At 53.5% G+C, this 14,476-nt stretch carries 9 protein-coding genes; 5 read left to right on the top strand and 4 right to left on the bottom strand.

Annotated features, from left to right (window positions below; translation table 11 throughout):
- Positions 1-2: 2 nt before the first annotated feature.
- Positions 3-1,679, bottom strand: coding sequence for a glutamine--tRNA ligase/YqeY domain fusion protein (locus tag Q1Q75_RS11320; RefSeq protein WP_300670448.1), 1,677 nt, complete (start codon positions 1,677-1,679; stop codon positions 3-5).
- Between the two features lie 173 nt (positions 1,680-1,852).
- Positions 1,853-4,018 (bottom strand): alpha/beta fold hydrolase, encoded by a 2,166-nt coding sequence (locus tag Q1Q75_RS11315; RefSeq protein ID WP_300670447.1) that lies wholly within the window; start codon positions 4,016-4,018, stop codon positions 1,853-1,855.
- Positions 4,019-4,305: 287 nt separating this feature from the next.
- Here Q1Q75_RS11315 and Q1Q75_RS11310 point away from each other — a divergent pair, with 287 nt between their 5' ends.
- The 5 genes from Q1Q75_RS11310 to panF all read left to right on the top strand — a co-directional run bounded on the left by Q1Q75_RS11310 (position 4,306) and on the right by panF (position 10,122).
- Positions 4,306-5,196 (top strand): DMT family transporter, encoded by an 891-nt coding sequence (locus Q1Q75_RS11310; protein ID WP_300670446.1) that lies wholly within the window; start codon positions 4,306-4,308, stop codon positions 5,194-5,196.
- Between the two features lie 91 nt (positions 5,197-5,287).
- Entirely contained in the window at positions 5,288-5,770 is a 483-nt protein-coding gene (locus Q1Q75_RS11305) for a hypothetical protein (RefSeq protein ID WP_300670445.1), read from the top strand.
- Between the two features lie 323 nt (positions 5,771-6,093).
- Positions 6,094-7,623 carry a hypothetical protein gene (locus Q1Q75_RS11300; RefSeq protein WP_300670444.1) on the top strand — a complete coding sequence of 510 codons (1,530 nt, stop codon included), beginning with the start codon at positions 6,094-6,096 and terminating at the stop codon, positions 7,621-7,623.
- A 655-nt stretch (positions 7,624-8,278) separates the two neighbouring features.
- Complete coding sequence (locus Q1Q75_RS11295; protein ID WP_300670442.1) at positions 8,279-8,641, top strand: YhdT family protein; 363 nt, start codon at positions 8,279-8,281, stop codon at positions 8,639-8,641.
- Positions 8,641-10,122: a sodium/pantothenate symporter gene (gene panF, locus Q1Q75_RS11290; RefSeq protein WP_300670440.1), complete on the top strand. Its 1,482-nt coding sequence runs from the start codon at positions 8,641-8,643 to the stop codon at positions 10,120-10,122. Before Q1Q75_RS11295 ends, panF begins: the two co-directional genes overlap by 1 nt.
- Before the next feature lie 922 nt (positions 10,123-11,044).
- Here the strand turns inward: panF and Q1Q75_RS11285 are convergent.
- Complete coding sequence (locus Q1Q75_RS11285; RefSeq protein ID WP_300670438.1) at positions 11,045-11,539, bottom strand: GNAT family N-acetyltransferase; 495 nt, start codon at positions 11,537-11,539, stop codon at positions 11,045-11,047.
- Positions 11,540-11,567: 28 nt separating this feature from the next.
- The gene (locus tag Q1Q75_RS11280; protein ID WP_300670436.1) at positions 11,568-13,799 is read right to left on the bottom strand and encodes a dynamin family protein; all 2,232 of its coding nucleotides are present in this window, start codon (positions 13,797-13,799) and stop codon (positions 11,568-11,570) included.
- Positions 13,800-14,476 lie beyond the last annotated feature (677 nt).

Genomic DNA, 14,476 nt, shown 5'->3' with positions numbered 1-14,476 from the left:
TTCTATTTGTTCATCTTGGCCCAGGCATCACGCAGGGTCGCGGTGCGGTTGAAAACCGGCTTATCCGGGGTGCTGTCCACGGGGTCGAGGTTGAAGTAGCCGGTGCGCTCAAACTGAAAGAAGGCACCCTTTTCGCTCTGCACCACCCCCGGCTCGATCTTGCAGTCGCTCAGAACAGTCAATGAGTTCGGGTTGAGGTTGTCGAGAAAGGAGTCGCCCTCTTTTTCGGGGTTTTCCACGTTAAAAAGACGATCGTAGACACGCACCTCTGCGCTGACGGCATGGCGGGCAGACACCCAGTGCAGGGTGCCCTTCACCTTGCGTTCGTCAGGGGTGGAGCCCCCTCTGGACTCAGGATCGTAGGTGCAAAGCAGTTCCACCACCTCACCAGCCTCGTTTTTCACCACCTCGGTACAGGTGATGTAATAGGCACTGCGAAGACGCACCTCACGGCCGGGACCGAGACGGAAAAATTTCTTGGGCGGCTCTTCCATGAAATCGCTTTTCTCAATGTAAAGCTCTCGGGAAAAAGGCACCTTGCGGGTTCCCATTTCGGGCTTCTGGGGGTGATTCATCACGTCCACCTCTTCCACCAGCGACTCAGGATAGTTGGTAACGGTCACCTTAAGGGGATCGAGAACCCCCATGACGCGGGGTGCCTTTTCATTCAGGTCGTTACGAACGCAGTCTTCAAGGATGGTGTAATCGATACGGGTCTCTTTTTTAGAGATCCCGATGCGACGGCAAAAAGTGCGCAAAGCCTCAGGGGTGTATCCCCGCCGGCGGATCCCACTGATGGTCGGCATACGGGGATCGTTCCACCCACTCACATACCCCTGCTCAACAAGTTGAAGCAATTTACGTTTGCTCAAGACGGTGTAGCTGAGGTTGAGTCGGGAAAATTCAATCTGCTGGGGATGGCAGGGCGTCTTCAGGGTTTCCAGCACCCAATCGTACAAGGGGCGATGGTCTGCAAACTCCAAAGTACAAAGAGAGTGAGTGATCCCTTCCATGGCATCTGAGAGGCAATGGGTAAAATCATACATGGGGTAGATGCACCATGCATCGCCTGTACGGTGGTGATCGGCCTTGCGGATGCGATAAATAGCCGGATCACGCAAGTTCATGTTGGGGGAGGCCATATCGATCTTGGCTCGGAGGATGTGGGTGCCCTCGTCGAAATCGCCTTTTTTCATGCCTTCAAGGAGTGCCAGGTTTTCTTCAGCGCTGCGGTCTCGGTAGGGACTGTTTTTCCCGGGCTCGGTCAGCGTCCCGCGATGCTCGCGGATCTCCTGGGCTGAAAGGCTGTCCACATAGGCCTTGCCCATCTGCACCAAGTCCACGGCATACGCATACAGAGACTCAAAATAATCGGAAGCATAGTGGGGGTCGCCGTTCCAGGCAAATCCCAGCCACGAAACATCTGCCTTGATGGCGTCGATGTATTCCACATCCTCTTTTTCCGGGTTGGTGTCGTCAAAACGCAAATTGCAGACGGCCCCTGCATACTCCTCGGAGATACCAAAGTTGAGACAAAGAGACTTGGCATGCCCGATATGAAGATAGCCGTTGGGCTCGGGGGGAAAACGGGTAACCACGTGGGTGTGCTTACCGGAAGCCAGGTCTTCACTGATGATATTTCGAATAAAATCAACTGGTTTATTTTCAGTTTCGCTCATAGGTGAAAGCTCCCTGTAGGTTCACACGCATCTGCTGTGTGATGAAGTCGTCATATGTATAAAAAACAGCAGCAATGAATCCCCCTTATTCATAGGGCATAACGATTCAGCGGCATCAATATCAGTACAAAATCGATATTTTTACCACAACAGCGGCACCAACACAAAAGGATTCAACGGTGATCGTCAAGGAATTCGACAACTGCCCGATACACTTTCTCACAGCCTTCATGGAGAAGAATCCCGTGCCGGGAAAAATTAAAAAGACGGTACTCCTTGTCCTCCGAGGCAATCCGGTCAAAAATTTTCCGACTCCCCTTCGGGTTCACCACAGGATCAAGGGCCGATTGCACAATCAGGGCCGGGATAGTGATCACCCCCAGCTTGGGGGCCAGCTGATCCATCAACCGATCAATCTCACGAATACCGGAGACAGGATTTCGAGAATAGTTGATATGGGGATTCTCCGGATGATTTTCAATAAATTCTTTTCTCACCCTGTCGAATCGCAGCCGTTTCATAATCGCGTTCCAGGTATCCACCGCCGGAACAAACCGGCTGGAGTAATCTTGAAGTTTCATGGGCGGGGCCACAGCAAAAACGCCCCTCACCTTTGCGGCACCCGCTGTCCGAGTGATCAGGTCCAGGGCCAGGCCGGCACCCATGGAAAAGCCTCCCACAAAGAGGGCGTCGCACATGTTGGCCAAAAGCGCATACCCCTCCTCCACAGAGACCACCCAGTCCAGATATCGCCGCTCCGCTAAATCTTCAGGGGCCGTTCCGTGCCCCTGAAGCCGTGGGATATAGACCCAATACCCCTGACGCTGCAATTCATCGGCGAGTCCCCTCACCTCTGCCGGTGCCGCCATGTACCCATGAATCAGCAGCACCCCGATTCGCTGTTCATCGCCCTTAAGCAGGCAAGGGCTTCCGATCTCCGAAGGCTTGCTCTCCCCTTCGATGAAATGGGCCTCGTAGTCTCTTTTGAAATCATTGATTCCCTTTTCCATCAGCAGCCCGAATATCCGCCGCTGAATATGGACAGCAGGTTCCCGGGCGACGAGGTTCATAAAGTCGATCAGAGCCGTCAGGGGTTCCACCTCGTTGGCCATCACCATCAAGGGATTTTGAATACGCAGGGTATGGAAGGCGCCTTCATGACTCAGCAGCTCTGGGGTTCGAACAATCCGGCCCTCTTCATCACGTCGAATCACCCCTTTTAATTCCGCCACCTCTATGATGTTGGAAAACTTCTCATACCGATCATCGGTGAGGAGGTGACTCTGGGAATCTTCAAGGCTCGTATGAAAATGAATGCCGATCTGCTTCCGCAGCCAGTCACTCACCACAAAAGCCCGGGTCTTCAGGTCCATCGGGTCGATATAATCGCTTTCATGATGCATGATCAATAATGAAAAAATATGGTCATGATTGACCGTCGTCATGCTGTAGATGGCCGTCATGTAAGCCTGCATCAGGGTCCGCGAGGCCTCTCGGAGTACCTCCCGGGAATTGATGGGGTCATCAAACCCGATGGGATCGCTGGACGCTATATCCCAGGCCACCACTGGGTTTTTAAGGTAGGGCCGTACCTTGAGGGGTTTTCCAAACCGCACGTCCACATCCACACCGTCCAGCAGCATGCTCCCTTCGGTCATCAACTCTTCAAGGGTGCGTGTGGAGGGATTTTCGATGAGAGACCCGGTAATTCGGCTGATAATCGACTCACGGGCTCGTAAGGGATAGTAGGTGATATTGACCGGGACGATGGACGTCGTTTGATCCAGGCGCAGCTCGTCCTCTTCAATACCGAAGAGCTCCAGCAGGCGAAGATACTCCTTCGGCTGCTTCTTTTGCATCATCCGAAGGCGCTCCCGATAAAACTCGGTACGCAGGGCCAGGGTGGCGACTCCGGTATGGGGCCGATGTCGTCCCTCCTCGGCATCGATGACAAACTCACCGTTTTCAAAAATTTTCTTGGTCTTCACCATCCGGCCTTCCGGAAAAATGAGCCAGTTGGCCTCTCCGGTCAGCAGGGACTTGACCATCAGCTTGTCACGATCGGGATCTCGTGTGGAGACCGCCCCGGCCTCACTGATAAAATCTCCCACAAAGCCTTTGAATAGAGCGTCGTCTGCCAGAGACCACACCGGAACCCCCGTCAGCTTCTGGAGATGCAGGGGCAAAAAGATGGTTTCAATGCGTGTAAAGTGATTGACGGCAAAAATGACGGCGCCTTCAGGGACATTCTCTTCATCGTGAAGGTTCACACGGGCTCGCGCCATGTCATAAATGGCTTTAATCGCCAAGCCAGTGGAATGAAAGGCAAATTTATTCATGAAAAGTCTCTCCGAAAAACAGGATTTTCCAGCGTGAAAATTGAGAAACAGCGCCCTTGAGGAAAGCGGACACGCTTATTAAACAGGCTTTGCTCTCAAAAGTCCATAGCCATTGACAACCCGTAGAATAAGGCTTATTTAACCCGGATATTTTACGAGTTGGGTGCGCTCATATGCAAGGCACCAGAGCTGCAGATGCATTCATCGCAACTCGTTGGTTCTGAGACATCCCGGCCTCCGCCCTCATTAATAATAAACCATTCCGAACCCATAACCGGTAAACCCATATGACCCAACCCTCTAATAAACTTCTTGGCCTCTCTTCGGTTTTTGCCTCGGCCATCTGCTTTTATCTTGCCACCGCAACGCTCCGCTGGGCGAGGCTCCAAGGCGTGACCGTGGATTCGGCAAATTTTGTTTTCGGTCGATTCTTTCTCGGCTTCCTCATGGTGGGGCTCCTTCTGCTCATTAAAAAACGGCCACCCAAACCCGTAAACTGGCATTACCTTATCGGTAGAACGGTGGCCAACACCATGGCGGTTTACTGCTTTTTTAAGGCCGTGGATCTCACCAGCGTGGCGGAAGGCAATATACTCAACATGACCTATCCCCTGTTTGTCGCACTCTTCAGCTGGTTCACCCTGAAGGATGAGCGAGATTATACCTCCGTCTTTGTGGTCCTCATCGCCTTTGCCGGGGTGGTGATGATTCTGGCTCCGGACATGGTGCACACCGGATTTCTGACCCGCTTCAACCTGAATTCTCTCTGGGGCCTGGGCTCTGGGATCAGCGCCTCCGTTGCCATTATCTATTTGAACCTCTCAAGACGGGTTCATTCCACCGAGACCACCCTTTTCTTCATGTTCACCCTGGGGTGTGTTATTATTCTCGTCCTCTTCGGAAAGAGGATTGAATGGCCCGATGGGCCCGGGTTCCTTTTTATCGCCCTCTGCTCCATCTTAAGTGTGATGGGGCAGATATTTATTACCTTTGGATTTCGATTTGTCACGGCTGTCGAGGGAAGCATCATCTCCTCTTCCCGAATTCTTCTTGCCGCGCTGCTGGGCCCTGTGATCGCCGCGGAACCCTCTCTGACCCTGATGGGGTGGGTCGGTGCATTTTTCATTTTCAGCGGCAACATCTATCTGGCCCTGGCCCCAAAAAAGAAAACCGCCTGAGGCCCTTAAAAACACGGCCACACACGCGCGAATTAGCGCAACCACCGTTAAAAATGGGTTGCCCGCTCAAGACCCCAGGAGTCACCGGCACATGCTCATCGAATCTCCCCAACGCAGCCGTCACCGATTTACAATGACCCTTGACGCCACACCCCAAAGGGTGTTTCCCCTTTTCTCTCCAGCCCTTGAGCAGGAGTGGGGCCCAAGCTGGGATCCGAACCTGGTGATCTCCTCTTCCGGCATGGCTGAAGAGGCCTGCATTTTTATTACGCCCTCCACCCCCCACGACGCCATCTGGGTGGTGACGCGCCTCGACCCGGATCACCACTTCGTGGAGCTGCTGAAGGTGGTCCCCGATCACACCATGGGAACGTTTCAGATTCAGCTGGAGACCGACAATGGGGTGGCGACACAGGCCGCCATTTCCTGTACCTATACGGCCATGGGGCCTGAAGGAAAGCGGTTCGTCGAGCAGCTCACGCCAGAACACTGGAACAGACTTATGAAAGAGTGGGAACGATCCTTGAACCATTTTCTCACCACGGGTAAAAAACAGGCGCAAAAACAGACCTGAGAGAAGTGCTTCTTTCCTGCCTGAAAAAAAGATTTCAGCGTAGTGCCTAAAAGAAAAAAAACAACTCTAATCTCCTGATTAGGGCTGTTTTACGTTCCCTGTCTCTGCATCCGGGATAACTGCACTGTTACTCATAATAGAACTTGACATTTATTTGCAGGGTAAGATAACATCGTTTGCACATACTAACAGCCCCCTCAGTTGAGTCATTTTGAGAGATTACCTCCACACAAATCTTTTTTTATCCTTTCTGCCAAACAGCGTTTATATGTCTTACGGAATGTCACACACCGGTACCCATGTCACTCTAAAGGAGACGAAACATGAGACGATGCCTGCTTTTCCTCCCCCTTGTTCTTTCATTGCTGATAGCATCTCCAGCCCTTGCCCTGGACCTGGACATGAGCGGCAGCCTTCAGTTTGAAGGAGTGTACAACGAAAAGGCCACCCTGCAAAAAGGCGATTCGGCAGACAGCTTCCGTGAAATGAGGCTTCGTGTCCTCACCGAAGTCCAGATCACCGACGCCATCAAGCTCATCACCCGCTTCGACGCCCTGGATAAAATTCTCAGCTCCAATGACTCCGCCTTCGACTACGGAGAAGACGACGACAACATCGACTTTGACCGCGCCTACGCGGAAATCATCACCCCCTTGGGTCTCCTCTCGGTCGGCCGTATGCAGGGCGTGGTCTGGGGCACCCCCTGGTCCGACGATGAAGCAGACACCGATCGCATCAAGTTCGTCACCCCCATCCCCATCGGCACCAACAAACTCTACATCGGGGCCGTGGCTGAAAAGGTTAATGAATTTGACAAAGGGGTCGAAGGGTCTAATAAAGACAATAACAAATATTATATCGGCGCCACCTACAAGACCCCAAATTACAGCACAGGGCTTCTTACTGCATTCTACCACTTCAATACCTTTCAAGATCCAGAGCAAAGAGTTAAGACCTCTGATTTCAGCGAAAAATCGGCGGCATTGTCAGCAGCATCAGCTGCACTGGATTCTGCTGGAAGCGCAAATGTGCTCACTCAGACTTACTATTCTACGGATGCCACTAAACTTTATGTGGCACAATTAGCCCAGGATAAAGCAACAACCGCAAGAAATAATGCAATAGCCGCTTTTGTCCCTGCATATGGCAATGTTCTCGATTTAAAGGCGAATCAAGGAGTTACCACCCAAGCCAAGGTTTTCCTCTTGGCCCCGTATTTTGACGGTAAGTTTGGCCCCTTGGGCATCACCACCGAACTCGACTACATCTTTGGTGAAGCTGAATACGATGCCAACAACACCTCAAGAGATATTGCGTCCTACTCCTATTTTGCAGAGGTCCGCTACGACATCGGTTCCGTCACAGCTCAGGCCGGCTACGCCTACACCATGGGCAAGTCCGATCTTAAAACCGGCGATATCGAAAACATGGCCTACGTCGCTCCTGGTGCCGACTGGGCCAAGGCCTTTATCCTCACCGGTGACGAGCACGGCATGAACACCACCCTGGGCGACGGGCTCGGGAACCTCGTGGGGGACGGCTTCGGCAGCACGTACACCGCCTGCCTCGACGGCTACCGCATGATGTACGCGGGTGTCGATCACACCTGTTGGAACGACACCCTCACCCTCGGCGCCCTCATCGCCAGCTCCAAGGCCGATGACACCCCCGGCACGGTGGATGACGACCACGGCATTGAATACGACCTGACCTTCTCCTGGAAGATCATGGACAACCTCATCTACTCCGGCGTCGCCGCCTATCTTCAAGCGGGTGATTACTGGAAGGACCGAAGTGGTACCGCGACAGAAGACACCTACGCCCTCTATCACAAGCTGGAGATTTTCTTCTAACGCTTAGCGCCCTGAATAAAGACCCTCCTCGGTCAAAGCAACCTCGCCTTGACCGGTGACATGAGGCCGGGAAATCCCCACAGGGATTTCCCGGCTTTTTTTTATACAAACGATTCGGAAAAGGTCCAAACAGCCGGTGATGTCTATGCATCCATGGGGATAAATGACCAGGTTAAAGAGGCCTCCGGCGGCGAGGTGAGCCACCTCGAAAGCGGGTTTGCGAATGCGGTTCGGGTGGCGTAACTTCGGGCTGAAATGCGTCCGCATTCGCATGAAGTGCAAGGACATGCACAGTACGCCGCAAGTGCAGGCGTTGTAAGTGGTTAGAATTTAAGTCAGCCGTTGACTTTAACCGGAATAACTCCGGCGGATCGCTTTTCAAAAGTTTGGCCCCCGGTAAGGCCGCCAGAGGCAACTTTGGCTATGTTATTTAATGTTCTTTGCTAACCCACCTTTCAAGGTGGCGCCACCGTGCCGCCCCGCCTTCCATGGAATCATTTCCAACATCCCCGGGGCGTTGTCTTGAACAAGCGTGTTTACGGGCTTCTTCAGAAAAACTGAATTCATGTTTCGGTGTTGAAATCAGGTGGTCTTTCACTGCTCGCCCGTGATACAGTCTCTTCCGAATAAAGGAAAAGGGCACCTGAGGTGATCAATGACCAACCCACCGGACGTTGATCATGCCGGGGGCTTGGCCGAAAATCTGGTGATTTTGGAAGGGGAAGAAAAACAGATGGAACGAAAAACAGACAGACGGTTTGTTCAGGCCAACAAGGAAGCGGTCATTGCCGTTGCCTTGAGCCTCGCTTATTTTATCTGGTGGTATGCCACCGCCTATGGCCTCGGGGACAGACCGGTGGCCGAGTATACCTACATTCTCGGTTTTCCCGCCTGGTTTTTCTACAGCTGCATTGCGGGATTTATCCTCTTTGCCGTTCTGGCTGCCCTGATGGTGCGGTTTCTTTTTAAAGAGGTCTCTCTTGCCAGGAGCGAAGAAAATACGGGAGGTGACGCATAATGCAGTCCGCTCTCATTATCCCCCTGGTTATCTACCTCATTCTGGTCTATCTTCTGGCCGCTTACGCCAACCGGATCCTCTCCAAGAGCGGAAACTTCCTGGAGGAGTACTTCATCGGCAGCCGCCAGATGGGAGGCTTTGTCCTGGCCATGACCCTGGTAGCGACCTACACCAGCGCCAGCAGTTTTGTGGGTGGCCCCGGTGTCGCCTACAAGATGGGTCTGGGCTGGGTGCTTCTGGCCATGATTCAATTGCCTGCGGCCTGGCTCTCGCTCTCTGTTCTGGGGAAAAAATACGCCATCATCGCACGACGCATCAACGCTGTGACGATCAACGATATCCTGCGCGCCCGATACAACAACCAATGGGTGGTCATCTGCGGCTCCCTGGCCCTGGTCATTTTTTTCATTGCCGCCATGGTCGCTCAGTTTGTGGGGGGCGCCCGTCTCTTTGAAGGCATGACAGGCCTCTCCTACAACACCGGCCTGATTATTTTTGCGTCTACCGTGGTCCTTTATACCACCATCGGTGGATTTCGTGCCGTGGCCCTCACCGATGCCGTCCAGGGGGTGGTGATGATCATCGGCACCACCGCCCTTCTTTTTGGGGTCATCAAAGCCGGGGGAGGCATTCCCAACCTGGTAGCCTCCCTTCACGCGGTGGACCCGGCCCTCATCACGCCAGCAGGTCCCAACGGTTTTTTGAGCAAACCCTTTATTCTCTCTTTCTGGGTTCTGGTTTGCTTCGGGGTCATCGGCATTCCCCATACAGCGGTCCGTTGCTTTGGTTACAAAGACAGCCGGGCCATGCATCGAGCCATTATCATCGGAACCTTTGTTCTGGGCTTTCTCATGCTGGGCATGCACCTGTGCGGCGCCTTTGGACGGGTCATTGTTCCCGGGCTCACCGTGGGAGACAAGATCATGCCTGCCCTGACCTTGAAAGTTCTGCCCCCGGTCTTTGCCGGAATTTTTCTGGCCGGCCCCCTGGCCGCCATCATGAGCACCATCGACTCCCAGCTCATCCTCGCCTCGGCCACCATCGTCAAAGATCTCTATATTAATTACATTAAAAAAGAGTCCTCTGACCCCGCCAAGGACCGGAACCCCCTTTTGAAACGTCTGAGTTTCTACACCACGGCCATCCTGGGACTCATCGTCTTTGGAGCCTCCTTCAACCCCCCTGATCTCATCGTCTGGCTCAACCTCTTCGCCTTCGGCGGCCTCCAGGCGGCCTTCCTCTGGCCCCTGGTCCTGGGACTCTACTGGAAACGAGCCAATGCCAGCGGGGCTCTGGCGGCCATGGTCGTTGGCGTTGGGTCCTATTTCTACTTTGCCACCTGCATCAAACGGGTGGCCGGCATGCACGTTATCGTTCCGGTCCTGGCCATTACCCTCGCCGTCTTCGTCCTCGTGAGCCTTCTCACCCCCAAACCCGACGAGGCCACCCTGGACCTCTTCTGGGGCACAGGGGAAGAGTAAGGGAAAGACTTGCGACTCGCCTCCGGCGGCAAGGTGAGCCACCTTGAAAGCGGGTTTGCGAATGCACATCGGGTGTCGTCACTCCGGGCTGAAATACATCCGCATTCGCGTGGAGTGCAAGGGAACGCACAAGGCGTCGCAAGTTCATGCGCTGTAGGTTGGCATCATTCGACTCACCTGGAATAACTCCGGCGGCAAGGGTGGTGAAGCCACTGTGGAAAAAAAACCTTGAAAACAGGTTACGGATGCGCTTCGCCTCCTCGTCTTCCCCGGCTGCCCGAAAAAAAGGATACGGTTGTGCCATTTTACAGCCCGATACTCCCCACCTTTTTTTCGCCAAGTGACCGGGGATCCATGCCTGAATTTACATTGCCCTCCTGTATGATGCTCCGGTGGAAAGAGCACCCTTATGTGACCCGTTGCCAACGGTGTGGGGGGTATTATGGTGACCTGACCCGAGCATGGTCCTCATTTTTACAATGAAGTACCGGGTGGATGCGTAGGGTGCGCCGTGCGCACCGTCAGGCGTATCGTAAACCGGAAACACCGCATTCTGAAATAAGACTCGTGGTCATCGTGAACTTGCGAGGCCGAGGGTCCTCTCTACGGTAGAAGGTGCGGGAGCCGCACCCTACGCGCTGATGAAAAGACGTGACGTGTTGGCATTTGAATCTTTCTGTCATTTGCCTCGAACGACCTGGCGAAGGCAAGCTGAATCGTTACTTTTTTTCACGGTTTATGTTTGTGCGGCATCGTGAAGCCCCTGCTAATTGCAGAGGAGATTTTGTGATGAGATTTTCGGGGATTGTTATTGAAGGTATAGGGGGAGAATGCAGTACAGCGTCTTTCTTAAGCCACCCACTTCGGGCAGATGCGAACGATTCGAGGTTCGTTCGCATCCGCCCGAGGGTGTTTTTTTGTCTTACCCAGGGATCTGTGCCGCCATCTCATGCCACTGCGCGCCACCGTGGGTGGAGGTTGATTGACAGATCCATGTAAAACCGAATTTCTCATAGAAGGGAATCAGGTGGGTTTTGCAGAGAAGAAAAATCGCTTTGCGGCCCTGCTCCCAGGCGCCATCGACATAGGCTTTCATCATCTTTCCCGCCACACCGGTTCCGGCCACGGTCTCATCCACCACCACGGACATGATCACCAGGTTTTGTCCCTCGGGGTCGTGGCCGATCATCGACTTGATCTCCTCATCGGCCAGATCCACCTTGGCGGTGGCACCGCCGTTAATAAAGCCCATGACCTTCCCTTCCTGTTCGGCCACCATAAACCCCTGGGAAAAGGCAAAAATTCGTTTTTCTATATTTTCACGGCTCGCCGCTTCATCTTCCGGGTATCGCGACGACTCGATACGATGACACACATCCAAATCACTTAACTGCGCATTTCGAAAAACCAAAGACACGTCGGTTCCAACTCCTTAAAAAAGTTAATTATTCCAGCATCATCTTGATCTGATCCACTTGCCTGAAAAGACGCATCGCGCCTTTTTCCATCTCACCCAGCGCCTCAAGGACCGCCTCTTTATCGTTGCCGGTCTCTTCGATACGGTGGGTCAGCCCATCGAGTTCCCCAAGATAGGCATGAAATCCTTCGGCGTAATACTCAAAAAGCTGATCGGCCAGCGCATCGGCCAATTTATAGAAATAGTGAAACTTCAGGTTCTCTTTGTAGGTGCGAAGGTGTTGTTCGAGGGTGTCCACGGCCTCTTTGCGGGTCCGGTTCATGCCGTCTGTCAGGGCTTTGGCACAGAGCTCGGGTCTCCCCTGCCCGGGTTTTTTAAGAAGCTGCCGCACGAAATTCAGAATATGATAAGCGCCAAACCGAAGCATCGCTTCAGCCCGCACCCTCAAGGAGTAGTCAAGAACGGTGGAGACAGAAGGGAAATGAATGCCGGCCATCTTGCGAGCCGTCTCCATATCCATCTCGGGAAGACTGTGACTCCTCTGGTCACCCAGCATCAACCCCAGCGATTCCACGGCCTGACGATAATCCCCCAGCGAATCATTGATCATCAATCCATAGGGAGAGGTGATCCTGTCCAGATCTCTCCTGAGGGTCTCCTCCAGCTCTTTGGAGAGACCGATAATGCGGGGATTGACCTGTTCAGCCAGAAAACGGTCGACGCTCTGGCGAAAATCCCGGTGCACGGCGCCCATGGCTTTAATAAAGGCTCCCTCTTCTTCGCTGGTGCCGTACCGTTCGTAGTCTGGAGAATAATTTCGGATATGGTTTGTCACGTCGGCAACCAGTGGCCCCCGGGACCCGTCAAAAAAACGGTCCACCGTCCCTGAGATATCGCCCTTCACTTTTTTCAGAGCGCCGTCCAGAGTACTGCGGATCATGGTTTTGACATGGGCCATTTTCTCCTGCTGATGCATCAGGCCGGAGACAAGGCGGGAGGCGCTGTCACGGTCCCTGGAGAGCATCTCACGGTTCAGGGTGATCCACTGTTTGACGCCCCCTGCGATGACCATCTGCCGTTCGGCATGGTTGTTCAAGGCGATAAAATATTTCTGCAGGGTCAGCTTCGATTCCAGGGCTTGGGTAAAGCCCTCCATGCCGGACAGAGAGGCTTGGCTGAAGGCATCTTCCAGCCGCCACTGCTCCAGCCGCATCTGATCCCGCCTGGGAAGGGTCGTCTCCAGGGCGGTGAAGAGCTGATACAGGGCAGAGACCGTGTGGACCTCGGGGTCAGGAATCAACAGGGAAAGCTCTTCCGTGATCTTGGCAACGATGGACTCCATATTTTCCATGGATTCATGTTCGGAAAAGTCACAGTTCACCACGAAGGTGGTGTTCTCAGCGATGCCCATCTCACGGATCATGGTCAGGAACCGAATATCCGCCCGACGGAGGCCGGTGCGTGAGCTGATGACGTATACCAGAAGATCGGCGTAGACGAGATAGTCCTGAATCATGGACAGGTGCAGGGGGTTGGGGGAATCACTGCCCTGGCAATCGGCGATTTCCACGGAAGGATCCCAGGAGACGGTGTCGATGGTAAGGCAAATATCCTTGAGATACACCGCCAGAACCTCGTCCCCGGAATAATCCCGGTGAGAAGCGAAATCATCCCCTTCAAAGTGGCGAATCACCCCATCGGGACCGATCAACCCCTCCATGCGCTCATACCCCTTTAAATACAAGGTTAAAAGGACGGCATGAACGTTCCGGGCGTCATCGGTAATGAGAAGATCCCGGGAGAGCCCTTCCAGAACGGTGGCCAGCTCGGCGCGGTGCGCCTCTTTGCGCAGGTCAAAAGGGGCATCCCCCACCTTCAACTCTATACCGGGCAACAGCTCCGCGGCCTGGGAAATTTCACGGTTGATCTCATCCCAGCTTTTAAAGGTGAGCTCCGCAGCCAGAGTGTCCCCGCAATGAATACGAGTGACAATGGAGGTGACCACACCGGCCCCCCGTTTGAGATAATCCCCCTTGAACAGAGAGTTCACAAAGGTACTCTTCCCCGACTTGATGGGCCCCACAACGGCGACACGAAAACTCTCGTCTTCGATCTGGCGGTCAATCCCGTCCAGGGTCTTGTGCCATGGGTCAAAGGTCCCGGAAGGGATGGGCATCGCCTTTGCCGCCTCGGCAAAAAGGGTCCTGAAATCACGACCTGCCTTGAGAATTTCCTCTTTCAGCTCCTTGTATCGCTTCATACTCACCTTACCTGCATGATTGATAATAACGGATCGCTTGTCTCCGGCGACAAGGCATGATGCCTCCGGCGGCCCTGCCGGGGGCCAAACTTTTGAAAAGTTTGACAAACAGGTTTTAAAAAGATTGCGGTCACCCGACACTCACGACAACCTCTACATATCATTTGTAATTACTTTCGCCATACCCTTTCTCGCCCACCTTGAGGCAGGAGAGAAAGGTATTTCAACCGAAAAGTTTTTGCGGAGCTTTTGTAACGATTCAGATAGTGCCTCCGGCGGCCCTGCCGGGGGCTAAACTTTTGCCTGATTTTATAAAGACAGGTTTAACAAACAGGTTTTACGAAATAACCTTGATTAAATTTCATCTTAAAAGCGGATATGATTACCTCTTATTAACAGCCATGGGTTCCCTGTCCATTTCAGGCCACACCGGTGAGATTACGGCGGCGTCGTAGGATGGGCAAAGCGCGAAGCGTGCCCATCTGGCAGTCGGGAAACCCACAACGCTGAAAATTGTATAAATTTTGACGACGCAGCATCTCTCCCCGGCGTGATCGGTTGCACCCGCGCCAGATGGGCACGGCACTACCTTTGCCCATCCTGATATGATTGCCCCCTGTCAAGAGACAAATAGCCCCCCATCCATTATTTGCCATAATGGTTATGCATTCTTCGAT

It is taken from the genome of Desulfoluna sp. (assembly GCF_030145185.1).
Classification (GTDB): domain Bacteria; phylum Desulfobacterota; class Desulfobacteria; order Desulfobacterales; family Desulfolunaceae; genus Desulfoluna.
This window is presented reverse-complemented; position numbering and strand designations above follow the sequence as displayed.

Coding starts and splice junctions, on each gene's coding strand:
- Q1Q75_RS11305 (WP_300670445.1), top strand. CDS start 5,288: ATGCTCATCGAATCTCCCCAACGCAGCCGTCACCGATTTACAATGACC.
- Q1Q75_RS11295 (WP_300670442.1), top strand. CDS start 8,279: ATGACCAACCCACCGGACGTTGATCATGCCGGGGGCTTGGCCGAAAAT.
- Q1Q75_RS11280 (WP_300670436.1), bottom strand. CDS start 13,799: ATGAAGCGATACAAGGAGCTGAAAGAGGAAATTCTCAAGGCAGGTCGT.
- Q1Q75_RS11300 (WP_300670444.1), top strand. CDS start 6,094: ATGAGACGATGCCTGCTTTTCCTCCCCCTTGTTCTTTCATTGCTGATA.
- Q1Q75_RS11315 (WP_300670447.1), bottom strand. CDS start 4,018: ATGAATAAATTTGCCTTTCATTCCACTGGCTTGGCGATTAAAGCCATT.
- panF (WP_300670440.1), top strand. CDS start 8,641: ATGCAGTCCGCTCTCATTATCCCCCTGGTTATCTACCTCATTCTGGTC.
- Q1Q75_RS11310 (WP_300670446.1), top strand. CDS start 4,306: ATGACCCAACCCTCTAATAAACTTCTTGGCCTCTCTTCGGTTTTTGCC.
- Q1Q75_RS11320 (WP_300670448.1), bottom strand. CDS start 1,679: ATGAGCGAAACTGAAAATAAACCAGTTGATTTTATTCGAAATATCATC.